The 26,266-nt window shown below is 57.2% G+C and carries 25 protein-coding genes, 1 tRNA gene and 1 riboswitch; of the genes, 14 read left to right on the forward strand and 12 right to left on the reverse strand.

Annotated elements, in window-relative coordinates:
* Nucleotides 1–13: 13 nt before the first annotated feature.
* The gene (locus FE795_RS01720; RefSeq protein WP_219235514.1) at nt 14–1,549 is read left to right on the forward strand and encodes a 3-hydroxyacyl-CoA dehydrogenase; all 1,536 of its coding nucleotides are present in this window, start codon (nt 14–16) and stop codon (nt 1,547–1,549) included.
* 257 nt (nt 1,550–1,806) lie between these two features.
* Here FE795_RS01720 and FE795_RS01725 read toward each other — a convergent pair whose 3' ends face one another.
* Nucleotides 1,807–2,700, reverse strand: a complete 894-nt coding sequence (locus FE795_RS01725; RefSeq protein WP_003804317.1) for a c-type cytochrome — start codon at nt 2,698–2,700, stop codon at nt 1,807–1,809.
* Between the two features lie 244 nt (nt 2,701–2,944).
* Between FE795_RS01725 and FE795_RS01730 the strand changes: the two genes are divergently transcribed.
* Nucleotides 2,945–3,019, forward strand: a tRNA-Arg gene (locus FE795_RS01730).
* Between the two features lie 414 nt (nt 3,020–3,433).
* On the opposite strand, the gene FE795_RS01735 is transcribed toward FE795_RS01730, so the two are convergent.
* From FE795_RS01735 to gshA, 3 genes are all read right to left on the reverse strand, one after another.
* Nucleotides 3,434–4,210 (reverse strand): class I SAM-dependent methyltransferase, encoded by a 777-nt coding sequence (locus tag FE795_RS01735; protein ID WP_003804316.1) that lies wholly within the window; start codon nt 4,208–4,210, stop codon nt 3,434–3,436.
* On the reverse strand, nt 4,207–6,255 hold the full coding sequence (locus FE795_RS01740) for a TonB-dependent receptor domain-containing protein (protein WP_219235516.1): 2,049 nt from the start codon (nt 6,253–6,255) through the stop codon (nt 4,207–4,209). Before FE795_RS01740 ends, FE795_RS01735 begins: the two co-directional genes overlap by 4 nt.
* 209 nt (nt 6,256–6,464) lie before the next feature.
* On the reverse strand, nt 6,465–8,048 hold the full coding sequence (gshA, locus tag FE795_RS01745) for a glutamate--cysteine ligase (RefSeq protein ID WP_219235518.1): 1,584 nt from the start codon (nt 8,046–8,048) through the stop codon (nt 6,465–6,467).
* 208 nt (nt 8,049–8,256) lie between these two features.
* On the opposite strand from gshA, the gene FE795_RS01750 reads away from it, so the two are divergent.
* On the forward strand, nt 8,257–8,772 hold the full coding sequence (locus FE795_RS01750) for a hypothetical protein (RefSeq protein WP_003804313.1): 516 nt from the start codon (nt 8,257–8,259) through the stop codon (nt 8,770–8,772).
* Here FE795_RS01750 and FE795_RS17345 read toward each other — a convergent pair.
* On the reverse strand, nt 8,702–8,977 hold the full coding sequence (locus tag FE795_RS17345; RefSeq protein WP_003804311.1) for a response regulator transcription factor: 276 nt from the start codon (nt 8,975–8,977) through the stop codon (nt 8,702–8,704). The two genes, FE795_RS01750 and FE795_RS17345, sit on opposite strands and share 71 nt — an antisense overlap.
* 203 nt (nt 8,978–9,180) lie before the next feature.
* A riboswitch (SAM riboswitch) is annotated at nt 9,181–9,259 on the forward strand.
* On the opposite strand from FE795_RS17345, the gene metX reads away from it, so the two are divergent.
* The 4 genes from metX to FE795_RS01775 all read left to right on the forward strand — a co-directional run bounded on the left by metX (nt 9,249) and on the right by FE795_RS01775 (nt 12,992).
* Nucleotides 9,249–10,493: a homoserine O-succinyltransferase MetX gene (gene metX, locus FE795_RS01760; RefSeq protein ID WP_219235520.1), complete on the forward strand. Its 1,245-nt coding sequence runs from the start codon at nt 9,249–9,251 to the stop codon at nt 10,491–10,493. (Overlaps the previous riboswitch by 11 nt.)
* Entirely contained in the window at nt 10,490–11,125 is a 636-nt protein-coding gene (gene metW / locus FE795_RS01765) for a methionine biosynthesis protein MetW (RefSeq protein WP_003804309.1), read from the forward strand. The genes metX and metW overlap by 4 nt, the downstream gene beginning before the upstream one ends.
* An 11-nt stretch (nt 11,126–11,136) precedes the next feature.
* On the forward strand, nt 11,137–12,366 hold the full coding sequence (locus FE795_RS01770) for a muropeptide transporter (protein ID WP_059318496.1): 1,230 nt from the start codon (nt 11,137–11,139) through the stop codon (nt 12,364–12,366).
* A gap of 8 nt (nt 12,367–12,374) precedes the next feature.
* Nucleotides 12,375–12,992: a trimeric intracellular cation channel family protein gene (locus tag FE795_RS01775; RefSeq protein WP_039943818.1), complete on the forward strand. Its 618-nt coding sequence runs from the start codon at nt 12,375–12,377 to the stop codon at nt 12,990–12,992.
* Between the two features lie 21 nt (nt 12,993–13,013).
* Here the strand turns inward: FE795_RS01775 and FE795_RS01780 are convergent, their stop codons facing one another.
* From FE795_RS01780 to FE795_RS01795, 4 genes are all read right to left on the reverse strand, one after another.
* Nucleotides 13,014–13,748, reverse strand: coding sequence for an LrgB family protein (locus FE795_RS01780; protein ID WP_059318497.1), 735 nt, complete (start codon nt 13,746–13,748; stop codon nt 13,014–13,016).
* Nucleotides 13,745–14,098, reverse strand: coding sequence for a CidA/LrgA family protein (locus tag FE795_RS01785; protein ID WP_219235522.1), 354 nt, complete (start codon nt 14,096–14,098; stop codon nt 13,745–13,747). The genes FE795_RS01780 and FE795_RS01785 overlap by 4 nt, the downstream gene beginning before the upstream one ends.
* 145 nt (nt 14,099–14,243) lie before the next feature.
* Entirely contained in the window at nt 14,244–14,738 is a 495-nt protein-coding gene (locus FE795_RS01790) for a RidA family protein (RefSeq protein ID WP_329956480.1), read from the reverse strand.
* 93 nt (nt 14,739–14,831) lie between these two features.
* On the reverse strand, nt 14,832–15,209 hold the full coding sequence (locus FE795_RS01795) for a RidA family protein (RefSeq protein WP_059318498.1): 378 nt from the start codon (nt 15,207–15,209) through the stop codon (nt 14,832–14,834).
* A 117-nt stretch (nt 15,210–15,326) separates the two neighbouring features.
* On the opposite strand from FE795_RS01795, the gene FE795_RS01800 reads away from it, so the two are divergent.
* From FE795_RS01800 to FE795_RS01820, 5 genes are all read left to right on the forward strand, one after another.
* Complete coding sequence (locus FE795_RS01800; protein ID WP_219235524.1) at nt 15,327–16,208, forward strand: ATP adenylyltransferase family protein; 882 nt, start codon at nt 15,327–15,329, stop codon at nt 16,206–16,208.
* A 325-nt stretch (nt 16,209–16,533) separates the two neighbouring features.
* A complete protein-coding gene (locus FE795_RS01805) occupies nt 16,534–17,313 on the forward strand; it encodes a response regulator transcription factor (RefSeq protein WP_219235525.1) in 780 nt (259 codons plus the stop codon).
* Between the two features lie 566 nt (nt 17,314–17,879).
* Nucleotides 17,880–18,686: a winged helix-turn-helix domain-containing protein gene (locus FE795_RS01810; protein WP_230406237.1), complete on the forward strand. Its 807-nt coding sequence runs from the start codon at nt 17,880–17,882 to the stop codon at nt 18,684–18,686.
* A 526-nt stretch (nt 18,687–19,212) separates the two neighbouring features.
* Nucleotides 19,213–20,916 carry a sodium:solute symporter family protein gene (locus tag FE795_RS01815; RefSeq protein WP_219235527.1) on the forward strand — a complete coding sequence of 568 codons (1,704 nt, stop codon included), beginning with the start codon at nt 19,213–19,215 and terminating at the stop codon, nt 20,914–20,916.
* Nucleotides 20,917–20,950: 34 nt separating this feature from the next.
* Nucleotides 20,951–21,073 (forward strand): putative transporter small subunit, encoded by a 123-nt coding sequence (locus FE795_RS01820; RefSeq protein ID WP_003804292.1) that lies wholly within the window; start codon nt 20,951–20,953, stop codon nt 21,071–21,073.
* 521 nt (nt 21,074–21,594) lie between these two features.
* On the opposite strand, the gene FE795_RS01825 is transcribed toward FE795_RS01820, so the two are convergent.
* Nucleotides 21,595–22,230 (reverse strand): alanyl-tRNA editing protein, encoded by a 636-nt coding sequence (locus tag FE795_RS01825; RefSeq protein WP_230406238.1) that lies wholly within the window; start codon nt 22,228–22,230, stop codon nt 21,595–21,597.
* 86 nt (nt 22,231–22,316) lie between these two features.
* Between FE795_RS01825 and FE795_RS01830 the strand changes: the two genes are divergently transcribed.
* Nucleotides 22,317–23,258: a LysR family transcriptional regulator gene (locus FE795_RS01830; RefSeq protein WP_219235530.1), complete on the forward strand. Its 942-nt coding sequence runs from the start codon at nt 22,317–22,319 to the stop codon at nt 23,256–23,258.
* Here FE795_RS01830 and FE795_RS01835 read toward each other — a convergent pair.
* Entirely contained in the window at nt 23,255–23,779 is a 525-nt protein-coding gene (locus FE795_RS01835) for a carboxymuconolactone decarboxylase family protein (RefSeq protein WP_059318502.1), read from the reverse strand. The two genes, FE795_RS01830 and FE795_RS01835, sit on opposite strands and share 4 nt — an antisense overlap.
* Nucleotides 23,780–23,889: 110 nt before the next feature.
* Nucleotides 23,890–25,221, reverse strand: a complete 1,332-nt coding sequence (locus FE795_RS01840) for an aspartate aminotransferase family protein (RefSeq protein ID WP_059318548.1) — start codon at nt 25,219–25,221, stop codon at nt 23,890–23,892.
* Between the two features lie 180 nt (nt 25,222–25,401).
* Here FE795_RS01840 and FE795_RS01845 point away from each other — a divergent pair, with 180 nt between their 5' ends.
* Complete coding sequence (locus FE795_RS01845; protein WP_003804283.1) at nt 25,402–26,262, forward strand: MurR/RpiR family transcriptional regulator; 861 nt, start codon at nt 25,402–25,404, stop codon at nt 26,260–26,262.
* Nucleotides 26,263–26,266: the final 4 nt, after the last annotated feature.

Below are 26,266 nucleotides of genomic sequence, written 5' to 3' on the forward strand. Positions count from 1 at the left end.
CAGGTTGTGAATCATGAAACAGATACAAACCATCGCTATTGTTGGCGCAGGTGCCATGGGACGGGGCATTGCTCAGATTGCCGCCCAGGCTGGCAAGCAGGTCCTGCTCTATGACCTGAATGCGGACTCGCTCAAGGCCGCTTTGGCCGATGTGCATGCCGTCTGGAGCCGTTTGCAGGAGAAAGGTCGCATGACGGCTGAGCAGGTGCAGTCGGCCACAGCATGTTTGCAGACGGCCAGCGATTTGCAAGGCCTGGCCTCTGCCGATCTGGTCGTTGAGGCCATCGTGGAGCGTCTCGATGTCAAGCAGGGCTTGTTGCAGCAATTGGAAGAGATTGTCTCGGCCGATTGCGTGCTGGCCTCCAATACCTCCTCGCTGTCCATTACCGCGATTGCGCAAGCCTGCCGCCACCCTGAGCGTGTGGCGGGCTACCATTTCTTTAACCCTGTTCCCTTGATGAAAGTGGTTGAAGTCATTGATGGTTTGCGCACCTCTCCTGACGTGGGCGATGCTCTGATGCAGGTGTCGCGCGAGATGGGCCATACGCCTGTACGCGCCAAGGATATGCCCGGCTTTATCGTCAACCACGCTGGTCGCGGCATGAACATCGAGGGTTTGAAGATTGCCCAGGAGTGCGTCGCGCCTTTCTACCAGATTGACGTCATCATGCGCGAGCAGGCTGGTTTCCGCATGGGGCCTTTTGAACTGCTGGATCTGACCGCGCTGGATGTGTCGCACCCGGTGATGGAGTCCATCTATCGCCAGTTCTACGACGAGCCGCGCTTTCGTCCTTCGCCCATTACAGCGGTGCGTCACGCCGGCAAGCTGTTCGGCCGCAAAAATGGCGAAGGTTTTTACAAGTATGAGGATGGCAAGAAGCAGGTTCCGCAAGAGCCTGCCGTGCCTGTCGTGACCTCTTTCGCGCCCGTGTGGGTCTCACCCTACCACGAACAAGGCCAGGCTCGTGCGCTGCAATTGCTCAATGAGTTGGGTATGACGGTAGTCGATGGCGATCAGCCTCCTGCCGATGCCTTGATCTTGCTGACTCCTTACGGTGAGGATGTGGCCAGCCTGGTGTCCCTGCATGGCCTGGACCCGGCCCGCAGCGTGGCGCTGGATACCTTGTTCGGTCTGGAAAAAGGCCGTCGACGTGTGTTGATGTGCTCGGCGGCGACAACGCCAGAGTGGCGTGATCAGGCCTGGGCCATGCTGGCCAGCGATGGGACTGCCGTTAGTGTGATTGAGGACTCGGCTGGCTTTGTGGCGCAGCGTCTGGTGGCCACCATTGTGAATATTGCCAGTGATATTGCTCAGCAGCAGATTGCCACCCCGTCGGATATCGATGCCGCAGTACGCCTGGGTTTGGGTTATCCGCACAATGGCCCATTGTCCATGGGGGACGCCGTCGGTTCGCGCGATCTGCTCGATGTGCTCAATACCCTTCAGGCCGTGACCGGTGATATGCGCTACCGCGCCAGCCCCTGGCTGCAACGGCGTGTGCAATTGGGCTTGTCCTTGACGGCATTGCCTTTGTGCAAGGCGCAGTAAAGCGGAGCTGGCGCGATGGTCAGACTGCGCTGCCTGCTCGTTGGCAGGTTTGATCCGGTCTGACCCATAGCTTGCGCTTGCTAAAGCCTGAATCCGCATGATCGCCGGATTCAGGCTTTTTTATACACGCCACTTTTGTGTCGACTGCCTCCGTGCCGGTCAGCAGTACGATAGCCAGCGCAAAGAAAAAGCCCGATGAATATTCATCGGGCTTTTTATGCAGAGGCACTGTGCGATGACAGGGCCTTGGCGCAGTCTTATTTGGCCGCGTTGACCATGTGCTGGATGGCTGCACGAAGTTCTTCGTCAGAGGCTTGCGAACCACCGCGTGGGGGCATGGCGCCCACACCGTGAATAGCCTTTTGAAGCATCGTGTCCATACCGGTTTCGATATAAGGTTTCCAGGCGGCCTGATCACCAAACTTGGGCGCACCGGCTACACCGGCCGCGTGACAGGCGAAACAAATGGTGTCGTACAGCTTGATGCCAGCAGGGTCGACCTTGCTATCGTCAGCGGCAGCGACTTGGCTGGCCTCAGGGGCAGCGGCAGCAGCAGGAGCCTGGGCAGGCTTGCTGTCCTCGGCCGCTGCCGCTTCAGGCTTGGCATCGGCCTTCTCGCCTTCTGGAGCAGGGGCTTCGGGTTCTTTAAAGTCGGCGCCGGCAGCGTTGGCCATGTAGACAACGGCACGAGCCACTTCTACGTCATCCAGCGAGGGGTTGCCGCCTTTGGCGGGCATGCCGCGAATACCATGAATGGCATTTTTGACCAGTTCGTCCTGACCCAGCTTGAGCAACTCGCCCCAAGCACCCTTGTCGCCAAACTTGGGCGCGCCGGCTACACCGGCACCGTGACAGGCAGTACAGGTGGTTTCGTATACTTGCTGACCGGTTTTCAGTTCTTTGACTGCGTTGGCGTCCACCAGCTTGAAACCGGCCACAGGCTGGATACGTGCGGCAATGGCCTCTGGAGACAGGGCGGCCGAACCAGCGCCTGTGCTCATGGTGGAGGTGACCAGACTGACCAGCATGACAATAATCGCGATGGGCACCAAGAAAGCCAGAGCCACGGTCACAAGCAATTGTTTAGGGGTTTTGATCATGGCTGAGTGACCCTCGTTGTGTTCTTCGGGTTTTTGTTCCGTGTTGCTCATTATCGGATCCTGCGAGTTCGTACAAGAAATGACGGGAGGGCCTTATACAGGCCACCAATAAAGGCTTGCGCCTACCTAAGGGGTGTGCGCAAGGACGTGTCTAGCAAGCCACCGACCCAGATCGCGCAACCATGGATTATAGCGGACTGTATCGCTCTTGTATCCGACTCTTGATCTGGCATACATATAATTGCCGTATAGATACTGAAAAAAAGTTCAAAGTCGCGCTACAATAGCGAGCTTGGCGTCCGTAGTTCAATGGATAGAATTAGGGTTTCCGAAGCCCTCGATACAGGTTCGATTCCTGTCGGACGCGCCAGAATTCCTTGTTGATGCGGCTCTTTACGGGCTTGCTTCCTGCCTGTCGGGGTGTTTTCCTCGTCTGAGCGTGACTGTAAAAAGCAGCCTGTGGCTGCTTTTTTTGCGTCTGTTGCTTGCGCCTCTGTGGCGCTCGACATGAATAGCTGGAAGTGGCCTAAGGTTTGATATCAATCATTTGATCTAGGACAAAATAGAATTGCTCCTTGTGTTTGGAGCGCGGATGGTATCCCTGGCTTTCAAGGAGCACCGATTGTCCGGGCAAGAAGCAGGGCCGTGATCTGAACGGGCAGGGGCATAGCCCGGACATCGGTTCGGTTAACCAGGGTCTCGATAAAGCGACCTGTCCGTGCAGCGTTTTTAAGACATAAAGGGGCCGTAGCCCCTTTGTGTCTTTCCTGTGCTGCTTTCTTTCTTAAGCTAGTTCGGCGCAAATCACATAGTCATGACCATGACGCAGGCCACCCAGGGTGTGATTCAGGGCCAGGGCGCGCCGACGCAAGGCTTGAACATGCTCGGACAAGGCGACCGCCAGTGTGCGATCCTGCAGGCGACGCAAACGTCCGTCACACATATCCAATTGGCTGTGGATAAAGCTGTCTCCATAACGGATGGCAAAGCGCTGCGCATCCACACAGCGGTATCCCGCCTGTCGCAAATGGCGCAGCACCCAGTCCATCGGATACTCGCGATACGGGCGCTCACCGGCCAGTAGCAGGCAGGCATCGCGCAAGCGGCCGATCTCCACGATCAGCTTGCCGGCCGGATCGGTACTGCTGTAGGGCACGTAAGGTTCCAGCCCAATGAGGTAGAGACGCTGGCCGGTCAGGGGTCGCAGGCGGCTGAACAGTTGATCCTGGGTGTAAGGGGCAAAGCCCTCAATGGCGCCCAGTAAATAGTCCGCCAGCACCGTGTCAAAGCGTTCACCTTGCAGGAACGACGGGTCGCTCCAGTTACCGACCAGCAGCCGGTCCTGGGGGCGCTTCTGATCCCCCAGTTCGCGTGTCACCTGCTCGGCCATGCTGGGCGAGGCGGTAATGGCCGTCCAGCGTGCCGTGTCCAGGGTCAGCAGCCAACGCAGCGAACCCTTGCCGGTGCCGGCATCCAGAAAGTCGCCCCAGGGACGCTCGCCCTGCATGTCGGCCACGATCTGGTAGAGCCGGCTACCCGTGTGGATGGCGGTCTTGCTCAAAACTCCACCTGTATTCCAGCCAGGATGTTGCGTCCCATCAGCGGCGCCTGACGGGCAATGAAAGAGGTATGGCGGTAGGCCAACTTGTTCAGCAGGTTATTTCCCCTTAGGTAAAAGGTGTAGGTGTTCTGAGCGCTATGCAGGCGGTAGCTTAAACCCATGCTGAGCAAACCGTAAGAGGGTGACCGTAGCTCATGGTCAGCCAGTCGGTTTTGGGCAAAGGTGTGGGTGTAGCCGACAAAACCCGACCAGTTCTGCCAGTTCAGATCGGTGCGAATACCCAGACGGGCGGCCGGTATGCGTGGCAGGTTGCGGCCAGGGTCTTGCAGTTTGCCACGCACCAGATCGCCATGGACGCTGAACGAAGCCCAGGAGGTGACCGGGTAGGAGGCCTGCGCTTCCAGGCCCCAGAACTGCGCTTTGCCCTGACTGTACTGGATCAGTTGAAAGTCTTCGTGGCGGTCCAGACTGTGGCCGTAAATGTAGTTGGCGCTGCGCGTGTAGAAGGTGCGCAGATCAAAACGCAGATCGCCCAGATGCTTTTGCAGCCCCAGATCCAGAGTGTGGCTGGTTTCCCGATCCAGATTGGGATCGCCGCGCTCATAGCTCAGCGTGGCAAAGTGCACGCCTTTGGCAAACAGTTCCTGTGCCGTGGGCAGGCGTTGCGAACGCGACAGGGACACGGTGGCGGCATACTCGGGGGCAAAGTCCCAGACAGCGCCCAGGGAGAAGGAGGTGGCAGTGCCTGTGCGGCGCTCCAGGGTGTTCGAGTCCGGCGTGATGCTTTGCCATTCCTGGCGTGCGCCCAGTTCCAGCCGCCAGTTGTCCCAGTTCAGGCTCTCGAGCAGGAACAAGCCCTGGCTGCGAGTACGGGTGGGCGGGATGAAGTTTTCCGTGCCGTCGCGCGAGGCAAAATCAGACTGGCTGGTTTGCAGGCCAATGACGCCTTCAAAAGGCCCCCAGGGCTGGTGCTCCAGTTCCAGCCGCGTGTCGTAGCCGCGATTGGTGAAGCGGGTGCCAACCTTATCGCCGTCTTTTTCCACATGCCGGTAGTTGGTGGAACCGGCGCGCAGGCGAGCCCGTTTGAAACCGGGCAAAGGATCACGCAGTTCGCCGCGCAGGTCAACGCGCTCGGTGCGCAGATGCGCTGTCGCAGCGTGCTCATGGTCCTGGTCGTAGCCATGGTCGTGATCGTGGCCGTGATCGTGGCCGTGGCCACCGCAATGCAAGGTGGCACCGTGCGGGTGGCAGTCTTCGTATTCATGGCTGTGGCCGGGCAAGCCATAACTGCCTTCCCGATAGGAGTACGCGGCCCCGATGTAACCGCGCTCGCCAATAAAGGACAGGCCGACACTGCCAGTGTCCGTACGGGAGTCGGAGTCTTTGACGCGGCTGTCGGTCCAGTTGGGCACGCGATAGTCACGGCTGCGGTGCGAGGCCCCTTCTACGTGCAAGGCGATATTGCCCTGACCGGCTGTCATGTCGAATGCGCCGACCCGGCCTCGATCGGCTGTGGAGCCTTGGGCGCGGACTGAGCCTTCAAACCCTTTTTCGGGGATCGCCGTGGGAATCTTGCGGTCCAGCACGTTGACCACGCCCCCGATCGCACCGCCGCCATACAGCAGGGCGGAGGGCCCGCGCAGTACTTCAATGCGTTCTGCTTGCCAGGTGTCGACCGTAATCGTGTGGTCGGGGGAGATGGCAGAGGCATCCATCACTTCGGCGCCGTCGCTGAGCACTTTGACGCGAGGCGCAGTCTGGCCACGAATGACCGGTCGGCTGGCACCGCTGCCAAAGCTGTCGACGTGGATGCCCACTTCCCCATCGAGCAGTTCACCCAAAGTGCTGCTACGGCGCAAATCCAGCTGGGGGCCTTGCAGCACCGTGCTGGCTGTGGCCAGTTCTGTCTGTTGCAAGGCCAGGGGGCTGGCGGAGATTCGGATCGGGGCCAACTGAGAGACAGGGGGTTCAAGCTCATTGGCTTGTGCTGAGGCGCAAAGCGCGAGGGCCAGCGTCAATGGCAAGGGGCGGGGACTGAAGTGCATCTCATCTTCCGGAAAAGTTAATTTTTTTGAGATGTTATAACATAACAATAACTGATTGAAACAGTCGGAAAACCAGGCTTGGTCGTGGGGGAAATGGGGGTGGGTAACGTATAGGACACGGGGCCGTGCGGCTGACCAACTCGGCCCCTGGTTGTTGCCAGGTAAAAAAATGCCGCCTTCAGGAGGCGGCTCGGCAAGCGATGAATAACTTAACGGTTCTGAATTTCCGGGGGAATGAGGTTGCGCTCGTAGCGCTGGACATAATCTTCAAAGGACTCTTGATCCTGGGCTTCAATATCCAGCTGGGCCTGCAAAGAGTCGGCGGCCTGCTGTTCGAAAGCGGCTTGCTTGTCAGCCGGCAAAGGATGGGCCAGCAGGCTGGCGTGGTGTTCGCGGCTGCGCTGTAGGGCGTAGTCATGAAAGCTCAGGCCCGTCTCGTGTAAACGTTTCAGTAACTGGGCCGACGGTGTCCGTTCCGGATCGTCCAGTTTACGCATTTGTGCCTGCACGGCTTGGGTATGGCCGTCTGTATCCAGGGCGTGATCCAGCAAGTGTGCGTAGGGTAAGAGGGACTGGAGAATCTCCCGTCCCCATTGTTGCAAGCTGACCGCTTGTTTTTGCTGGTTGGTCAACATCAGGCCGGGGCGACGGCCTTCACGCACGACGGTGGCAAAGTTGTTCTTGCTGTCCTGACAGTAGCCACCGTCCGGGAAAAAGGGGCTGTCTTGCACGGCACAGAACAGCAGGAAGGTATCCAGAAAGCGACAGGTTTGCTCGGATATGCCAGTAGGGGATTCGGGGTCGATATCCAGGCAGCGTACTTCGATGTACTCCACACCGCGCTGAGCCAGGGCGGTGGCCGGGCGTTCGCTGCGCTGGGTTGTGCGCTTGGGGCGGATGCTGGAGTAGTACTCGTTTTCAATCTGCAGGATGTGGGTGTTGAGCTGAATCCACTCGCCATCACGGTGCGTGCCCAGCTTTTCGTAATCCGGCCAAGGGGTCACGGCAGCGTGATACATGCGCATCACAAAGGTGTCCAGGTCGTTGTAGCAAAGCTGAAGCTCGGCTTGGGCTTCCTTGTTGTGATAGCCCAGGTCGCTCATGCGCAGGCTGGTTGCCCAGGGCATGGTCAGCGTGTCGTCGTCGATCTTGTCCAGATTGTTGCTGCGACCTTGCAGGAAGTTCGCATCCAGCACGGGCGAGGCGCCAAACAGATACATCAGCAACCAGGAGTAGCGTGTGAAATTGCGAATCAGCGCCAGGTAGCCATTGGAGCGTTGGTCTTGCAGATTGTCACCGCAGACGTTCAGCAAGGGCCAGATGCCGTCGGGCAGGGAGAAGTTGTAATGCACCCCGGCAATACACTGCATGGGTTTTCCATAGCGTTCGGCCAGGCCGCGACGGTAAACATGCTTGAGCATGCCCGTGTTGGAGGTGCCGTACCAGGCAATGGCAATCTCCTTTTCGGCGGGCAGCAAGGCGGGCATGGACTGGTTCCAGATGATTTCCTGATCCAGTTTGCCGGCGACAAAGGTATGAATATCGGCCAGCTCTTGCAGCACGTCCTCAACCCGGGCTTGCGGCTCGGTAATCAGCTCCAGCAGGGCCTCGGCGTAATCGGTGGTGATGTGGGCATTGGTAAGGGCAGAACCAATGGCGCGGGGGTGGGGAGTCTTTGCCAGCTGGCCCAGCGCATCAACGCGCAGTCCTTCTTTCTCGATGCCTCGCAAGATCCCCTTCAAGATATCGGGGTTCTGTTGCAGGGCAAGGCGGCGTTCGTGGCTGGTGTTCATGGTGGTGTTTCCCACTTTCGAAATCGGATGCAAGATACGGGACTGTTCAAGGGGCCTGGGGCCGTCTATAAATAGTAGTCCGACCAAACTTGCTTTGTTAAGTTGCGCCAAAAGGCGAATCGGGCAGGGCGAGTATAAGGCGGCTGTTCAGGCAGCTGATGAAAAGCATGAAACGGGATATGGGATTAGCACCATGATAATCAGGCGCATGACCGCCGTACTGGCGGCCTTATGGATGTTGGCGGCCTGCAGTCCGGAGTTTAACTGGCGCAAGGTTCAACTTGAGCAAACGGGCTTGTCAGCCATGTTGCCCGGCAAGCCAAGCACCAGTCACCGCGTGTTGGATTTCGAGCAGTACCCGCTGGATTTTTACCTGACGACGGCGACCGCGGGTGGGCAGATCTATACCGTGGGTCATGTGATTCTTCCCGCGCAATTGCAACAGGACCCAGCCGCCCGTGAGCGCCTGTACGAGGCGCTGCATGAGTCCTTGCGTGCAAAATTCGTCCCGGATGGGCAGGCCAGTCAGAAAAGCGCCGTGCAGATCCCGCCACCAGGCCAGATTTTTTACATGACACGCGATGTGGGCGGCGTGGCGTTGCGCCTGGAGGCGATGATCCGTATGGAGCCGGGCTGGCTGGTGCAGGGCTTTGTTATGACGGATTCCGGTAAGGCGCCGGATGCGGCTCAGGCAAAGATTTTCTTTGACGGCTTAGCTCGCTAGCGGGGTCGCCGCTGATCAGGCGCTGTTGCAAGGCCAGGGTAATGGCGGCCTGGCGGCTGTAAACCCCCAGTTTGGCGTAAGCGTTCTGGAAATGAAAGTTGATCGTGCGCTCAGTAATGCCCAGGATGATGCTGATTTCCCAGCTGGTCTTGCCATGGGCAGCCCAGTTCAGGCAGGACTGTTCGCGTGAAGTTAAATACGTCACGGTAAAGCCATTCCTCATGCATTCGTGGTAAACGTCGCGCCAATGTACTCAAATTTAGCTTAGCTGGCAGACCGATGAACATGGAAATAATGATGCAAATCAAAGCATTGTCTGTTTCCCGAACGGATCTTTAGGCACAGTGGCGAAGGGAGGCGGCCTGCCTGGTTTGGACGACGCGCTGCAGCGATGCTAGAATTTTGTCTTATACGTTTTGCGCCGATTTGCCTGATCCGCTTGCGGGCGCTCCATAAATCCAGCTAAAGAGGTCCAGATGGCCACTGATTCCGTCCCCTGCGCCAACGTTGGCGCCCCTAGCCCATCCTGCGGATTGATCCCCGAAGGTTCTGTGGGCCCTGTACAAGCCGAACTCATTGCGTTTGATGAACCGCTGCACCTGCGCAGCGGGCAAGTGCTGCCCAGCTACGAGCTGGCCGTCGAGACGTACGGCACCCTGAATAAAGAGCGCAGCAACGCGGTCCTGGTGTGTCATGCGCTCAATGCCTCGCATCACGTTGCCGGCTATTACGATGACGATCCCAAAAGCGTAGGCTGGTGGGACAATATGGTCGGTCCCGGCAAGGCCGTGGATACGGATCGGTTTTTTGTCATTGGCGTCAACAATATTGGCTCCTGTTTTGGTTCTACGGGGCCGTCCAGCATCAATCCCGCTACCGGCAAGCCCTGGGGCTCCGAGTTTCCCGTTCTGACCGTGGAGGACTGGGTACGTGCCCAGGCGCGTCTGGCCGACTATTTTGGCATTCGCAAGTTCGCGGCCGTCATGGGAGGATCGCTGGGGGGCATGCAAGCCTTGAGCTGGGCGATCAGTTGCCCCGATCGCGTCGAGAACTGCGTGGTTATTGCCAGCACACCGCGCCTGTCAGCGCAGAATATTGCGTTTAACGAAGTGGCCCGCAGTGCCATTTTGTCTGACCCGCAGTTTCATGGCGGCAATTATTACGAGCATGGCGTGGTACCCAAGGCCGGACTGGGCGTGGCCCGCATGGTGGGCCATATCACCTACCTGTCTGATACCGTCATGGCCGAGAAGTTTGGCCGCACCCAGCGTGCGCCGGCGCAAGGTGGCGAATACCACTACAACTATGGCGTGGAATTCGAGGTCGAATCCTATCTGCGTTATCAGGGAGAGAAGTTCTCACGCTACTTTGACGCCAATACCTACCTGATCATTACGCGGGCCCTGGATTACTTTGATCCGTCCCGTCCGTATCAGGGGGATCTGAGCAAAGCCCTGGAAAACGTGATGGCCAAGTTCCTGCTTGTTTCCTTCACCACGGACTGGCGTTTTTCGCCCGAGCGCTCGCGTGAAATTGTGCAGGCCCTGCTCCGTAACCAGCGTCAGGTGACCTACGCTGAAATCGATGCTCCGCATGGACATGATGCTTTCTTGCTGGAAGACCCCCGCTACCATGCGGTCGTACAGGGATACTATGATCAGATCGCCGTTAATTTGGGCTTGCCTGCGCGCACGCGCACGACGGGGGTGCTGGCAAAATGACTAAGCCGCAAACACAAGTGGCCGCCGCCATGTTAAGACCGGATTTGCTGCGCATTGCGCAGTGGATCGAGCCCGGCTCGCGAGTGCTGGACCTGGGCTGTAACGATGGGACCTTGCTGGCACATCTGCGTGATACGCGTCAGGTCGTTGGCACAGGGGTGGAGCTCAATGATCAGTTCGTCATTGCGTCGGTCCGCCGGGGTGTCAACGTCATTCAGCAAGATCTGGAAAAAGGTCTGGCCCTGTTTAGCGATCAGCAGTTCGATACCGTGGTTCTGTCCAAGACCTTGCAGTCCATGCACCATACGGAGCACATCTTGCGTGAGATGGCGCGGGTGGCGCGGTATGGTATCGTCTCGTTTCCCAACTTCGGTTACTGGCCGCACGGCTGGAGCATTTTGCGTGGCCGCATGCCGGTGACCGGTGAAATGCCTTACCAGTGGTACAACACGCCCAACATTCATTTGTGCACCATGAAAGATTTTCAGGATCTGGCTCAGGCAGTGGGCGTACGTATTCTTGATCGTGTTGCATTCAATGGCGGTCATACGGTTCGTTTTTTACCGGGCTGGCGCAGTACCCTGGCTGTCTACCGTTTCGAATCCCCCCATTTTCTTGGTGCTTCGCGCTAACAAGGCCTGACGTGTCACGTGTCTATACCAGTCCCCGAGTCTTGCCTTTGCTGATTCTGGGGTTCGCCAGTGGCCTGCCCCTGGCCCTGGTGTCAGGCACTTTGCAGGCCTGGGCCACCGTGGAACAGGTCTCGCTGACCGAAATCGGCTTCTTGACCCTGGTGGGCTCGGCGTACACGCTGAAGTTTCTCTGGGCTCCCCTGATTGACCGTTATGCTCCCCCCTTCATGGGGCGTCGACGTGGCTGGATACTGCTGACCCAATTATTGCTGGCGGGCTCGATTGCCGCGATGGGCCTGTTTTCCCCTTCCGTGAATCTGACCGCACTGGCTTTGCTGGCCGTGTGGGTGGCTTTTTTGTCCGCCACACAGGACATTGCTTTTGATGCCTATTGCACGGACGTGCTGCAGGCCCACGAGCGTGCGGCGGGAGCGGCCGTCAAAGTCATGGGGTACCGCATCGCCATGATTGTTTCCGGTGGCCTGGCGCTGATCCTGGCCGATCGCTGGTTGGGCTGGGCCAATACCTATTTTCTGATGGGTGCCTTCATGGCACTGTGCGCGCTGGTGACCTTGGTGTCCCCCGACCCTCAGGAACAAAGCCGCCCGCCGCGCAGCCTGTCCGAGGCGGTGGTCGCGCCTTTGGCGGATTTTTTCTCTCGTCCAGGCGCCTGGAGCGTGCTGGCCCTGATTGTGCTCTACAAATTGGGGGACGCCTTTGCCGGCGCCTTGTCCACTACGTTTCTGATTCGTGCGGCCGGCTTTACCTTGTCGGAAGTCGGCACGATCAACAAGGTGTTTGGTCTGGCGGCCACAGTGGTCGGGGCCTTGATGGGGGGAGCGATCATGGCCCGCCTCGGGCTTTACCGGGCCTTGATGATTTTCGGGCTGCTGCAGGCCGTCTCCAACCTGGGTTATTGGCTGATCGCGATTGAAACCGCGCCGTCCATGTGGCTGATGGGCATGGTGGTGGGTCTGGAAAATCTGTGTGGTGGCCTGGGGACAGCGGCCTTTGTCGCCTTGCTGATGGCCTTGTGCAACCGAACCTATTCAGCGACTCAATTTGCCTTGCTGTCGGCCTTGTCGGCAGTGGGCCGCACCTATCTGGCCGGCCCGTTGACACCGCTGCTGGTTCAGACCCTGGGATGGCCAGGCTTTTTTATCTGTACGGTGTTTATTGCCGTGCCCGGTTTACTGATGCTGCGGTGTTATCGCGGCCTTATTCAACAGCTTGATGCGTAAAAAATATCATGCTCTTACTTGTTCTCTACATTATTGCCATTACTGCAGAGGCGATGACCGCCGCCCTGGCGGCAGGCCGTCGTGACATGGACTGGGTTGGCGTGTGTACCATCGCCTGCGTCACGGCCTTGGGGGGCGGTTCCGTGCGGGACGTGCTTCTGGGGCATTATCCGCTGACCTGGGTGCAGCATCCCGAGTATTTGTGGATTACGGCAGGCGCGGCCATCTTGACGGCCTTGATCGCTCCGATCATGCGGCGTTTGCACAGTCTGTTCCTGCTGCTTGATGCCATGGGGCTGGTGGTCTTTACCGTGATCGGCTGTCAGATCGCGCTGGAGATGCAGTTACCCATTACGGTGGTGCTGCTCAGCGGCATGATTACCGGCTGTGCCGGAGGTGTTTTACGCGACATTCTCTGTAATGACATCCCCTTGCTGTTGCGCAAGGAGATGTATGCCAGCGTATCCATGCTGACCGGTGCTTTATATCTGGGTGCTCAGCACCTGGACTGGGACCCCTACGTAACCTTGCTGGGGCCCATGATTATCGGCTTGAGTTTCCGCATGCTGGCCCTGCATCGTAATTGGCAGATGCCCCGCTTCGTCTATCGAGACGAGTGGCGTTAAGCTCAGCCTGCCTGAGTGGGCTCAGACCATGCCCAGCCAGCGCAAGATCAGGGGCACGAAGGGCACCAGTATGGCAGTCATGATTCCATTGAGGCTCAGGCCAATGGCGGAGAAGGCCCCGATTGTTTCATGGACCTGCAAGGCGCGAGCGGTGCCAATCGCGTGTGCCGTCACGCCCACGGCAAAGCCGCGGGCTTCGGGGCGGTCAATGCGCAGCAGGTTCAGCAGGGGGCGTGCCATGATGGTGCCGGCGATGCCGGTAATCGCGACAGCCACGGCTGCCAAGGAAGGCTGGCCATCAAACTGCTCTGCCAATGCCATGGCAATGGGCATGGTGGCCGACCGAGGGGCGACCGACATGATGGTTTCCATCGATCCACCCAAGGCCCAGGCAATCAGAACCGTACTGAAAATAGCGGTGACTGAACCGATCAGCAGCGCAATCGTCAAGGGTTTCCAGATTTTGCGCAGCTGACGCAACTGGCTGTAGAGTGGCACGGCCAGGGCGACGGTCGCCGGGCCAATCAGAAAGTGAATGAATTTGGCGCCCTCGAAATAGACTGGGTAGGGCGTGCGGGTCAGCATAAGCAGAGCGACGATGACCAGTACGGAGACCAGAATCGGCAGCAAAAAGGGGCTGCTCCCCGATTGACGATACATCCAGACCGAGCCCGCGTAGACCGAGCAGGTCAGGGTGAGCCACAGCAAGGGGGAGCTGGACAAAAAGACCCAGATTTGAAACAGTCCGTCGGTCATTTTTCTTCTTCCCGACGGTTTTTGAGCAAGCGGTTAAGCACCAGAGCCGTCACCACCATCGTGATGACGGTGCCACCCAGGGTGGCAATCAGAAAGGGCTGCCATTCATCGGCCACCCGATCAAAATACAGCATCACGCCGGTGACGGCGGGAATGAATAGCAGCATCAGGTTCTGCAGCATGACACTGGCCGTGCTCTCGAGGGCGGCCGGAACCCCGCCACGGATCAGCAAGGCGGCCGCCAGCAAAAGCATGCCCGCCAAGGGGCCGGGCAGCGGTAAAGACAGAGTCTGCACCAGGACTTCGCCGAGTAACTGAAAGGCGAACAGGGCAGTAATCGCGTAGATCATGACAATATCCGTAAAGCACGAAAACGCCAGGCGGCAAGCCTGGCGCAGGTAACAAGGTCTGGCTGAGGGTGCTAGTGTGCCATACAAGCCAGTCAGGCAGTAGACGTGCTGCTTATATGGAATTGGCTATGGCAAGTTCGTCGTATCAATGCTTGGCGGCAGGGGGTTTGGCGCCTGTCCAGGCCTGGACTTCGATTTCAACATCCACCCCGCCTGCCAGTTTGGCTTGTACCAGAGAACGGGCCGGGAAGTTGCTGCCCAGGCGTTCCTTATAGACTTTGTTGAACTGGTCGTACAAGGCAATATCGGACAGATAGACGGTGGCTTTGACCAGCTGGTTCAGGTCGGCGCCGGCCAGGGCCAAGGCCTCCTCAATCCGGTCCAAGGTGGCATTGGTTTGATCCTCAATGCTGCCCCGCACGATCTCGCCTTTCTCGTTCAGCGGAATTTGCCCGGACAGAAACAGAAAATCACCGGCCTGCACGGCGCGGGAAAAGGGCATGTCCGCATCCGCCAGAAAGCGTTTGATTGCCGTCGGTTCTGTGCTCTTGCCTGTGCTTGCGGCATAAGCGGTGCTGATGCCCAGTCCTGCGACCGAGCAAACCAGCAAAGTGTGACGGGCCAAAGCAAATAAACGCATCAGAATTCTCCTTGGACAAGGGGGAATCCAGTGTGCCACAGTCGAGGCCGGGCAGCGTTAATTAATGTGACGGCCCGTCGGCCTCAAGGTTGCTTAAGCGCGATCGCCCAACCAGGCCTGGACTTCGATTTCCACGTCCACATTCTTGGCCAGCTTGGCTTCAACCAGCGAGCGGGTGGGCAAGGTGTCGCCAAAACGTTCGGCATAGACCTTGTTGAAGTCAGCAAACAGGGCCATATCGGACAGCCAGACTGTGGCTTTGACCACGTCGGCTAAGGTGGCGTTGGCCAGTGCCAGGCCTTCGATCAGGCGATCAAAGACGGCGTGGGTCTGGTCCTGGATGGAGCCACGTACCACTTCGCCCTGGGCGTCGTAAGGGATCTGACCGGACAGGAACAGAAAACCGCCAGCGATGGTCGCACGCGAAAAAGGCAGTGGCAGTGGGCTGGCAATACGGCGGATACCGGACATGGAGTACTCCTGATAGGGATGGTGGAAAAGTCGGTCAAGGCAGCAATGCGTGTTTGTTCACGTCTCTTGCCTACAATAAGGCGTCACTATACAACTTCAAATGAGGAGCGAGACGACGTGAGCAAGGAAATTTTGCAACGCCTGGACCAACTCAGCCAGGCTGCGCTGGCCAGCGGGGATTTGTTGCCTGTGCAAGCTCAAGAAGAGCTGATGCACGATCAGGGGCTGACGTTTTTTGTGCGTTGGGTGTCCACTCTGGCGGCCAAGGATGCAGCCAGCGTCTCGATCCCGGGCGGGCCGCGCGACCCCAATTTCAATCCTTTCCTGCCCCCAGCACCGGCATTGACCGTAGCCGATGCCAGCCCCACCCACAATATAGTGCTGAACAAGTTCGCGGTCTGTGATTTGCATCTGGTGCTGGCTGACAAGGTGTTTAGCGAGCAGCTGAGTCCTTTGCGCGACATTGATTTTCAGGTTCTGGCGAATTTTTTGGCCCTGCAGGGCGGGCTGGGGTTTTACAACGGCGGCGGACCGGCCGGAGCCAGTCAGCGGCATAAACATACACAATGGGTCCCCCCGGCAGAGAGCAACGGCTCTTTGGCTTTGTATCTGGATGAGCTTCCTGCTCAGGCCCCGGTTGGCAGCGTGCATCGGCACCCGGCATTGGCCTTTGAACACCGCTTTGTGCGCCTGCTGGAGACGCAGGACCCGACCACTTTGAGCAGCAGCTTGTTGAGCGCTTACCAGCTTGCGTGCAAGGAATTGGGTCTGGTCATGGACGAACAGGGTTTGTTGCCGCCCCATAATATGCTGGCCGGTCAGGGCTGGCTGCTGGTGGTGCCGCGTAGCGTGGAGCTGGTGGATGGCATCTCGGTCAATGCCCTGTCGTATGCAGGCTGCATTTATGTCCGCACTCCCGAGCAAATCGAGCGAGTGCGGCAGATAGGCCCTTTAGCTGTTCTGGCTCAGGCTGCCTACACCAGCACGCGTCAGGCTTGAGTTCCCTGGTCGCTGAGCAGGATGAGCCCCGCTGCGGCGGGGTTTTTTTCTGCTCTGTTGTCACATTTTGAATCTCTATTTATTGTTAAGAAACATAAGGCAAATTCGGGGGAGTTAATACAAATTGAATTTCGCTTTATTTCATTCTGGTGAGCAATTAAGTAATGTAAATAGATAATTATTGAAATAATGTAACTTTGTTTGTAAAAAATAAGGGGAATAAGACGTTTCGAAAAAATGAAGCATTCATGTATAAGCCTAATAACTATTAAAACCGTCACTGGTTTGAACAATGCAGGCTTGATTGACCAAAGGTGAATGGCTTATGCATGTTTCGTCGGATGCTCATATTCTTTTCATTGCTCCCGAACCTTTCGGTGCAACAGATCTGTTGGTGTTATTGCGCACCAGTTTTGGCCGCGTCAGCTTTGCGCTTGATGCGCAGCAAGGCTTGGCGCGCTGTCTGTCATTGCGGCCCGACTTTGTGCTGAGTGATTACCATCTGCCTCGTTTGAGAGGGGATGTCTTTATGCGATTGCTGCGCGCCAACCCGCAAACAGCCGCCATACCGGTTGTGTTCTTGTCGGCCCGTTCCTGTGCCGACAGTCAGTTAATGGCCTTGCGTAGCGGGGCGCGCGATTTCATCGATTACCGAACGAACGTGCAACTGGTGCTGGAACGTATTCGTCTGCATCTGAGTCTGAGAGAAGTACAACAAGAGAAGGCGAGCAGGGAATATTGGCGCTTGTTGGAACGTGGCAAGGAGTCGTCCCCACGCACTCCCTTGGTAGAGGCAGTGCAGCAGCATGTACGCGACAATCTATCGGAGCCGCTCAGTGCCGAGAATCTGGCGGCCTTGTTTGGCACAAGTGCCCGGCGTCTGAATGCACTTTTCAAAACAGCCTGTGGCGTGACGGTGCACGATTACGTGCGCTCCACCCGGATGGGCTATGCCATGCACCTGTTAACGCATACCGACATGGCCATCATCAATGTGGCTGTGGAGTCTGGCTATGTGAATCCGGCCAATTTTGCCACTGCGTTCAGACAATATAGCGGCCTGTCTCCTTCGGTTTATAGACAGTGCAATAGATCTAATATTTAAATCGACTTTGAAATAGACAAAATTAATAAATTTCTATGTTGTGCAATGATTCAAATGGGTTTAGTGGAAATTCAAAAGTAATTATTAAAAAGCAGTAAGAGAATAAACACAGCCGGTTGGGTTAGGGGTTCGGTAAGATTTTTCTGAGTATCCAGATTCAATCAATCGCCATAACGGTGTGAGGGGCGGTTTTGCGCCGTGAAACCGGCATGCATCAGCGCGTACGGGGGCTGCTTCTTGAACTTTGGCAGCAATATGGTGCTGACACACATTGGTCAGCGTGTTGCGGTGGCGATGAGTACCGAACTTAATGTGGAGCCTGTCACAGCAAGTGGCGCGATCAAGGGGACGTCGAGAAAGTTCTCTGCTCAGTTAAACGGCGGCTCTGAACTTATCCAGGGCTGTTTGCAGGCAAATTCTGCCACTATCACGAATGCCGTGGCGGCTGGCTGTGTTAGTGCCGGGAATACTTGATCTTGCGGTCCCTGACGCGGCTGCGGCACAGCGCTTTCTAAGCCAGGTTCAAGGGTAAAAAAAACATAAAGAGCCTGAAGAGGCCAGCAAGGATGGGGACGGTGACGGTGGAGCAGATATTTCTGTTGTATGACGAGCTGACGGGCCTGCAGCATATCGCACGGGAGGCGGAGCAGTGGGGCGTACGGGTTCAGATAGTTGGAACGATAGGGCAGTGCTTGTCATTGGCATCGGCAGCAGGTGTGCAGGCGGCCTTTGCCTTGTCGTGTCAGGCAGACAAGGTTTTTCTGCATATCAATCGTCTGCGCGTGGTCTTTCCTGCAGCGGGCATTATTGTCGTGCGAAGAGACAAGATGGCCGGTATGGAGCGGGGGCATCTGATGCTGGCAGGGGCCGATGCCTGCTTTGATCGTGAGGCCCTGCCGGTCGAGGTGGTGGCCTGCGTTCAAGCCTTGCGTCGACGCGGCTATGCCTTGCGGCAAAGCGTGGCACTGGCTGAACCCAATTGCTCCAAGCAGGTGCCGACCATCCCACAAACGGAGCCCGAAGCCGACGCCTCTTTATGGGAGTTGATGGAAGACGGGTGGACCATGCTTACCCCGCGCGGACAGGCCGTATTGTTAACGCGAGGTGAGCGCCGTATTGTCCTGGTTTTGTTCGCCCTCAGTCCGCAAACCGTAGCACGTGATCGCCTGTTTCCGATGGAGGAAAAGGGTGGGGCACAGGTGCGTTCTGTGGATGTTGTCATCAGCCGTTTGAAACGCAAATTGTGGGCTCTCGGCGAGGAGCTGCCGATTCGCTCCGTGCGTGGTCAAGGCTACGCGTTTGTGGGCAGCGTCCCGGCAGTCTGTCAGGAGCTGGCGCGTGAAAGCCTCCGTAAAGACGGGGTTTACGACTGACGGGGACAGGACGGAGAGGGGCTTTTTCGATGCTGAAACGGCATGATATAGACCCTAAAATTTTAAATATGTATAATTAGTCGCTCTGGTTCATGGAACCAGCTTCTCGAACTGACCGCTCAGGTGCGACAAAATCGCATAAAAATAGCGGTCTGTTCTTCAACAGGTTGTTGCACAACAACCCGGCTTTTTAGTCCGAAACACCTTGCCCGACCTTCTGGTCGCGGAACAACCAGCCGACTGTCCTGGCGGACATCGGCCTGCAACAGAGCGGCTTGTCTCTGGCCATATTGTTTTTTGTCCGGCCCGCAGACTTGCCGTAATGTGAGGCACTTTGCGTTGTGTCTTGCTTTTTCTCGCTTCGGCTTGTGCCGAGGGCGGGAGCGTGTGTGCGCGCGTTCGGTTTGGGTGCTTCGGTTCAGGTCCTGGGATCTGTGCCGCCCAGCGCGTTATGGCGGAATCGGCACGCATGCGAGCGGGGAAGGCTTGGCCAGACTTCCCGCCGCAGAAGAGAAAGGGAAAAGACATGCAAGAGGCGGAGTTTTTTACACTTTCAAGCACCACGGCAATCTTGCTGCTGCTTGGTTTTTATGGCGCGACATTCTTGATGTCGCTCATGATTGGTCAGAAGAAAGAAAATGTGGACGGATACATGGTATCCAATAGTGCAGTGGGCTTTGGCCTAGCGGCGGCCAGCATGATTGCCACCTGGGTATGGGCCGCGTCGTTTTATGCCAGTGCGACCTCAGGCTACAAGTATGGCTTGTCCGGGCCTTTGCATTACGGGCTGTGGGGCGCCTTGATGATTCTGTTCATCTATCCCTTTGGGAGGCGGTTTCGCCAGTTGGCGCCGCAGGCGCATACCTTGGCCGAGGTGCTGCACGCGCGGCACGGCTCGTCCAGTCAGATGATTATGGCGATTTCCAACGTGGTGGGAAGTGGCATCAGCCTGATGGTGAACTTCACGGCCGCTGGTGCGTTGGTCTCGATCCTTAGCCCTCTGACATTCATTCAAGGTGTGCTGATCGCCGGGTTAGGTGTGTTGTCCTACACCTTGTGGTCGGGATTTCGCGCCTCGGTCATGACCGATTTTGCGCAACTGGTGGCCATGATCCTGTCGGCTGTCGTTATTATTCCGCTGATTTTTTTCAATGCTGGTGGTCCAGAGATGGTTCAGGCCAACTGGTGGCGCCTGGACTCCGAACAAGCGAATTTCTATTCGACCAAAGCGATTTTGGAGCAAGGGGCTCCCTACTTTGTCGCGGTACTGGCCTATGCGATTGGCAACCAGACCATCGCGCAGCGCCTGTTTGCCGTGCGTGAAGATCTGATCAAGCCTACCTTTCTGACCGCCACCATTGGCTATGGCGCGGTGGTGATTGGTCTGGGCATGTTGGGACTGCTGGCCCTGTTCACCGGTCTACAGCCTGTAGACGGCAATATGAACAACATCATTCCACAGATGGCATCCACGTATTTGCCACCCTTTGGCATTGCCCTGTTTTTTATTCTGGTTATCGGCTCCCTGTCCTCCACCGCGGACTCGGACCTGGCGGCCCTGTCGGCCATCATGATGACGGATATCTATGCCAAGAACATTGCTCGCGGTCGACCCAACCCCACTCGCATGTTGTGGTGGGGCCGTATCACCATGGTGGTCGCCACGATGGTGGGGGTGATCTTTGCCAGCTTGCGTCTGGATATTCTGGTCATGCTGGTGTTTGTGGGCGCACTGTGGGGGGCAATCGTCTTTCCGGTCATCGTCAGTTTCTACTGGGACCGAGTCACCAACAAGGCGTTTAGCTGGTCGGTCCTGTGTGCCGTGGTGCTGTTTACGATTGTGCGCTTTGAGCTGATCCCCATTGAGGGTGTGGTAGCCGTGTTCTACGAAATAAGCGCTTCGATTGGGGGAGGCGTGGTGGCCGGTCTGATGGCGTTCGCTTTTTTCAACAGCCGTATTGCGATTGCGGTGGGGGTGATTGCGACCGCGGTTCTCTTGCCCAACTTTATCGGTTTCTTGCGTGAGTACATCGTGCTGCTGGGTTCCTTGACCGCTTACGGAGTCAGCGCGGTGGTGTGTGTGGCATTGAGTCTGCGCAGCCAGGAGCGTTTTGATTTTTCCGTGCTGGCCGAGCGTGTGCAGTCGTTTCACTATGACGACACTCCCGCGCCGGGAAAGCAGAAAACGCGGCAGTCACAACAAGGCGAACCCGCCTCGGCCCGCGCCTGAGGGCAGGTTTAAACGACGTAGAAAGGAGAACACGATGCTGATGACAATTTACTTTTTGGTCTGGCCTGTGATGTCGGCCATCATTCTGGTCTTGCTGTTGGGTAATCTGATTCGTGATTGGCGCATGGCCCGCAAGACGGGTCAGTCCATGGTCTAAAAGCAGCAACCCCGTCCTCAGTTGCAGGACGGGATTTTTTTTGAGGGGGGCCGGGGCAAGGCCGGAGGACAGACCAGAGTGCAGACTCCGGACGCTGTTCATGTACACCCTCGACGACGGATTGCCGGCGTGCCCCGCCGCCCGCCGCTGCGTTGTAGGCCGGTTCTGGCAATGCATCCCCGGATGGCTGATACCTTGCTCCGCTTTGTCCGTCTGACGCAGAGGGGCTGCTCGCCGGGCCTGCAAAAGCTAAAGCCGATATTCCTGTCACTTGGCATCTGTCGATGATGAATAAGGCCATGGATCTGGGTTTTGTGAAGCGTAAGCATCAATAGGCGGTGCCAGTCTCAGATGCGGACTTGCTCATCGAGTGGTATCCGTCTGCGCACAGTGTGCCAAGGCGCTGGCCCTATAGGCTGGGTTTGGCTGTCGTGTGCCGATAAAGAATAAAGATGTTTACTTTTTTTGATGCTTTCTGCTGATGGTCGGAAATAATCAATAGACTAAATTTTGATTATTCATTAATCGAGTATTTCATAATGAATGCTCAATTCATCTTTTTTATTTTTGATACGGGTTATGGTCAATCCATTTAATTCTGCCGTATTTTCAACATGCGTTCCGCCGCAGGGATACTGGCCCAGCTTGCCAATTGCAATCTGACGGTGCCCCTGATGAATGTGGATGGAAATGGGGTGGGCCAACTGAATTTGTTCCCTGCAGCGGGCCGATAAGTCTTCCAGGCTAGGAGGCAGCGCATTGTTGGACTGACGAAACACGAGCCGCGCCTCGCCCGGCCAGTGATGCGCCTTGATCGCTTGCCAGCCAGTCTGCTCAAGCAGATGGCCGATCAGGTGGCCGGCAGTATGCAAACGTGCATGCGCAAGCCTGTGCATCTGATCGATTTTCATTTCTACCGGCCCCAAGGGCAGGCTCACCGGTAGATAGTGCAAAACCTGTCCGTCGCGGTTTTGGGTCACATGCAGAACTTCGTGTCCGTTTAATGTGCCTTTGTCGCAAGGCTGGCCACCACCTTGGGGATGGAATAAAGTTTTATCCAGCCGAACGACATAGCGCTCATTTTCCGAGTGATAACACTCGAGGATTTCTGTTTTGCCAATAAGTTTATGGCTGGTCAAATATAATTTATCGTGCATTTCATAATCAATGGGTGGGTGCTCATGCATTGTAGGCGTAGTAGACCCCCCTGATAATTGCAATTCAACGACATAATTTATTCCCTATGAGCACAAGTAACCTCACTTCCTTGATGAGCGACATGGTGGTGTTTGTCAAAGTCGTGGAGACGGGCAGTTTTTCCGAAGCTGCTCGCCAGCTGGGCAATACACCCTCGGCAGTCAGCCGTTCCATTGCACGTTTGGAAAAAGGGCTGGGAACCCGGGTGCTGCAGCGCACCACGCGTAAACTGCGCTTGAGTGACAGCGGTCAGGCAATTTATGAACATGCGCGTGACATGTTGGTCTGCGCACAGGCAGCGATGGAAATATCGGGGCAGTTTCAGACGGAGCCGGAGGGTCTTATACGCTTGAGTGTTCCTAAAGCGGTGGGGCATTTTCTGATTCATCCGCACATGCCTGACTTCTTGACCGCGTACCCCAAAGTGAACGTGGTGATGAGTCTGGATGACCGCTATACGGACCTGATCGACGATCAACTGGATCTGGCCATTCGTATCACCGACCAGCCGCCGCCGGGTTTGATGGGGCGGCATCTGAGCGATATTCGACATGGTCTGTATGCCAGCCCGGACTACGTGGCGGCACACCCGTTGCCCACGCATCCGCAGCAGTTGCGCGAGCACAGTTGCATCTATTTAGGGGAAGCGCCGAGCGATTCTCGCTGGCGTTTCAGCAAGGGCGGTAAGGTTCTGAACGTGACGGTTAGCGGCCGCTATGCGGCCAACCACACCGGAGTCCGGCTCGACGCCGTAGAGCGAGGGCTGGGAATCGGCAGCCTGCCGCGCTTTGTCGCCAAGGGAGCGGAGCAGCAAGGGCGTATCGTACGCGTCCTGCCCGATTGGGAGTTCCGGACGCAATACTGTGGCGCCCTGTGGGCGCTGTATCCGCCCACTCGCCATTTACCCCCCAAACTGCGGGCGATGGTGGAGTTTCTGGCGGGGCGGCTGGGAGGGGGTAAAGGGGAGGTCTGGGGGCCGTCGCCTTAACGGGCATCATCCGAATGGATGTGCAGGGCTTCCAGAAAACGCGACACCATATTGTAGGTGGCGATGGTGGCCGTCAGCTCAACGGTCAAGCGTTCATTGAAATGCTGCCGTATGGCCTGGAAGATGGCAGGCTCCACTTGTACCTGCAGGGTCATGGCATCGGTATAGGCCAGTACGGCACATTGAATGGGTGTGAACTGATCAGAGTCCTGCCAGTTGGATAAAGCATCGAGCTGCGCCTGACTCAGGCCCTCTGCAAGGGCGATCGGGGCGTGCTGATCGGCTTCGTAGGGAGCGCGGTTCAGCAAGGCCACGCGCATGATGACCAGTTCGCGCAAGTCGCCCGGCAGACTGCTGTGGTGGCGTATGCCGGTCAGGTGATTGAGCCAGCCCTTGGCAATGGGCGGGCTGTGCAGCAGCATCTGGTACAGGTGCAGCACGCTGCCGCGTTCGGCAATAATTTGCTCGACCAAGGGAGCCGCATCGGGGGCGCTCAGGTCTGCATAAGGTAGGCGGGCCATGATTCTCCTTTCTGTGTTGAGGGAAATGGCGGCATGTAGGCCGCCAGTTATAGGACAGAGCGCTGGCTCCTTGTCACCTGCTCGGGTGGTCAGGCAGACGCTCGGGACGTTCAGGCTTGACGAGGCAGGACGCGTTCCAGGGTGTGTGTCAGCCGCTTCACGATCTCGTGAATATCCGCTTCCGTGCAGATAAAGGGCGGTGCCAGCAAGATATGATCGCCGTGAACCCCATCAATGGTGCCGCCCATAGGATAGAGCATCAGCCCCTGTGAAAACGCCTCTTGCTTGATCCGCGCATGCGTTTTCAGGCCGGGGTCCAATGCCTGTTTGCTGGCCTTGTCCTGTACCAGTTCAATACCAACGAACAGGCCGCGACCGCGGATATCGCCCACATTGGGATGCTCGTCCAGAGCCTGGTGCAACTCACGACGCAGTTGTTCGCCCCGTTGGCGTACATTTTCCAGCAACTGCTCGTGTTCAATCACTTGTTGCACGGCCAGGGCGCCGGCGCAGGCCGTCGCGTGCCCCATATAGGTATGACCATGCTGGAAAAAGCCCGAGCCGTTCAGGATGGCCTGATAGATCCGGTCACTGGCCAGCATGGCGCCGATCGGTTGATAGCCGGCTCCCAGCCCCTTTGCAATGGCCATGATGTCCGGTACAACGCCATCCTCTTCACAAGCGTACAGGTAGCCGGTGCGGCCCATGCCTGACATGACCTCGTCCAGAATCAGCAAAACGCCGTGCTTGTCGCAGACCTGACGGATTTTTTTCCAGTAATCGCCCACGGGTGCCAGGGCACCGGCGGTTGCGCCAACAACGGTTTCGCCTACAAAGGCGGCCACATTTTGGGGCCCGAGACGTTCAATGGTGTCGTCCAGTTCCTGGGCCAGCCGGTCGGCGTATTGCTCGTCGCTTTCATGGCTGCCTTGATCGCGGTAGGGGTAACAGGGGGAGACATGCTGGGCAGGAGCGAGCAAGGGCAGGAAAGGCTTGCGACGCCATTCGTTGCCGCCGATCGCCAGTGCGCCCAGCGTATTGCCGTGATAGCTTTGGCGACGTGCGATAAAGATATGGCGTTCGGCTTGACCTATTTCCACGAAATATTGTCGAGCCAGCTTCAGGCTGGCTTCCACCGCCTCGGAGCCGCCGGACAGAAAATAGACATGGTCCAGATCGCCGGGCGCACGGCTGCTCAGAAAGTCCGCCAGACTCTCTGCGGCCTGGCTGCTGAAAAACGAGGTATGGGCGTAAGCAATCTGATCGAGCTGATGCTTGATGGCGTCAATCACGACAGGGTGACTGTGTCCCAGGCAGGAGACGGCTGCCCCGCCACTGGCGTCGATATAGGACTTGCCTGTGCTGTCAATGATATGGATGCCATCGCCTTTGACTGCATAGGGCAAGGTTTGTTTTGGGTTGCGATGAAAGACGTGTGTCATGGCGCAGATCCGGAAAGTAAACGCATAAGGGTTTTCAACGTATGTTGAAACTATAATAATACTTTCAACAAATAAATCATCTTTGATGAGGTGGCAGGGGTGGATAAAGACCTCACTGTTGCGTTCAGACTGCATTTGCACCCGATATATACTTGGTATCCTTTTTAAGCGTGTTGGCCCATGAACTCCTTGAGCACTTTGACCGAGCGTATTCAGGCGGCTTTTGCCTGCATGTCGCCCCAGTTTCAGCAAAGCGCGCGCTATGTGCTTGATCACGCCGATCAGGTGCCCTTGATGTCCATGCGACAGTTGGCCGTACAGGCCCAGGTGCAGCCGGCCACGCTGCTGCGCTTTGCCCGGTCTTTGGGCTTTGATGGTTGGGCGCCGTTCAAGGCCGTATTCACCCAGGCCCTGCACGGTCAGGGGGCGCGACGCTATGCCGAGCAAGCCCGCGCCGTGGTGCGCAACCGCCGCAAAGAAGACCGCCTGGCGCAGGTGCTGACCGTGCAAATGGATAATCTGGCCGTATTGCGGGAGGTCAACGAAACGCGCTTGCCTCAGGCCGTGGCGCTGCTCAGCAAAGCCAAGCGGGTGTTTGTGGCAGGGTTCAGGGCCTCTTTCGCGCCCGCGTTTTCTTTTCATTACCAGTACCGCCTGTTTCGCCCCTCGATTGCCTTGTTGCGCGGCGAGTCCGGCACCCTGGATATGGATTTGCGGGCCCTGCAAAAGGGCGATGTGCTGGTCTTGTTCGGTTTTGCTCCCTATTCCCAGGAAGCGGTGTTGGCTCATGGGGCAGCCCGGCAGGCGCAGGCACATATTCTGGCGATTTGCGACAGCTTGCTTGCCCCTATTGCGCAGCAGGCAGATGCCACATTATTGTTTGGAACCGACAGTCCGTCTTTTTTTCCTTCTCTGGTTGCCGCTCAGGCGCTGGTCGAGGTCTTGCTGGAACAGGTTCTGGCCAAGGCGGGCAGTCGTGCTGTAAGCGGTATTGAGTTGGTTGAAAATCAATTGCACCAGTCTGGTGCCTACTGGAAATAGACGC

It is taken from the genome of Alcaligenes ammonioxydans (genome assembly GCF_019343455.1).
Taxonomy (GTDB): domain Bacteria; phylum Pseudomonadota; class Gammaproteobacteria; order Burkholderiales; family Burkholderiaceae_B; genus Alcaligenes; species Alcaligenes ammonioxydans.

What these genes read in the sequence shown, in the direction of transcription:
- FE795_RS01830 (WP_219235530.1), top strand. Translation starts at nt 22,317, where the DNA reads ATGAGCACAAGTAACCTCACTTCCTTGATGAGCGACATGGTGGTGTTT.
- FE795_RS01835 (WP_059318502.1), bottom strand. Translation starts at nt 23,779, where the DNA reads ATGGCCCGCCTACCTTATGCAGACCTGAGCGCCCCCGATGCGGCTCCC.
- FE795_RS01795 (WP_059318498.1), bottom strand. Translation starts at nt 15,209, where the DNA reads ATGTCCGGTATCCGCCGTATTGCCAGCCCACTGCCACTGCCTTTTTCG.
- FE795_RS01720 (WP_219235514.1), top strand. Translation starts at nt 14, where the DNA reads ATGAAACAGATACAAACCATCGCTATTGTTGGCGCAGGTGCCATGGGA.
- metX (WP_219235520.1), top strand. Translation starts at nt 9,249, where the DNA reads ATGGCCACTGATTCCGTCCCCTGCGCCAACGTTGGCGCCCCTAGCCCA.
- FE795_RS01845 (WP_003804283.1), top strand. Translation starts at nt 25,402, where the DNA reads ATGAACTCCTTGAGCACTTTGACCGAGCGTATTCAGGCGGCTTTTGCC.
- FE795_RS01815 (WP_219235527.1), top strand. Translation starts at nt 19,213, where the DNA reads ATGCAAGAGGCGGAGTTTTTTACACTTTCAAGCACCACGGCAATCTTG.
- FE795_RS01725 (WP_003804317.1), bottom strand. Translation starts at nt 2,700, where the DNA reads ATGAGCAACACGGAACAAAAACCCGAAGAACACAACGAGGGTCACTCA.
- gshA (WP_219235518.1), bottom strand. Translation starts at nt 8,048, where the DNA reads ATGAACACCAGCCACGAACGCCGCCTTGCCCTGCAACAGAACCCCGAT.
- FE795_RS01780 (WP_059318497.1), bottom strand. Translation starts at nt 13,748, where the DNA reads ATGACCGACGGACTGTTTCAAATCTGGGTCTTTTTGTCCAGCTCCCCC.
- FE795_RS01820 (WP_003804292.1), top strand. Translation starts at nt 20,951, where the DNA reads ATGCTGATGACAATTTACTTTTTGGTCTGGCCTGTGATGTCGGCCATC.
- FE795_RS01790 (WP_329956480.1), bottom strand. Translation starts at nt 14,738, where the DNA reads ATGCGTTTATTTGCTTTGGCCCGTCACACTTTGCTGGTTTGCTCGGTC.
- FE795_RS01825 (WP_230406238.1), bottom strand. Translation starts at nt 22,230, where the DNA reads ATGCACGATAAATTATATTTGACCAGCCATAAACTTATTGGCAAAACA.
- FE795_RS01785 (WP_219235522.1), bottom strand. Translation starts at nt 14,098, where the DNA reads ATGATCTACGCGATTACTGCCCTGTTCGCCTTTCAGTTACTCGGCGAA.
- FE795_RS01740 (WP_219235516.1), bottom strand. Translation starts at nt 6,255, where the DNA reads ATGCACTTCAGTCCCCGCCCCTTGCCATTGACGCTGGCCCTCGCGCTT.
- FE795_RS01775 (WP_039943818.1), top strand. Translation starts at nt 12,375, where the DNA reads ATGCTCTTACTTGTTCTCTACATTATTGCCATTACTGCAGAGGCGATG.
- FE795_RS01805 (WP_219235525.1), top strand. Translation starts at nt 16,534, where the DNA reads ATGCATGTTTCGTCGGATGCTCATATTCTTTTCATTGCTCCCGAACCT.
- FE795_RS01840 (WP_059318548.1), bottom strand. Translation starts at nt 25,221, where the DNA reads ATGACACACGTCTTTCATCGCAACCCAAAACAAACCTTGCCCTATGCA.
- FE795_RS01810 (WP_230406237.1), top strand. Translation starts at nt 17,880, where the DNA reads ATGGGGACGGTGACGGTGGAGCAGATATTTCTGTTGTATGACGAGCTG.
- metW (WP_003804309.1), top strand. Translation starts at nt 10,490, where the DNA reads ATGACTAAGCCGCAAACACAAGTGGCCGCCGCCATGTTAAGACCGGAT.
- FE795_RS01750 (WP_003804313.1), top strand. Translation starts at nt 8,257, where the DNA reads ATGACCGCCGTACTGGCGGCCTTATGGATGTTGGCGGCCTGCAGTCCG.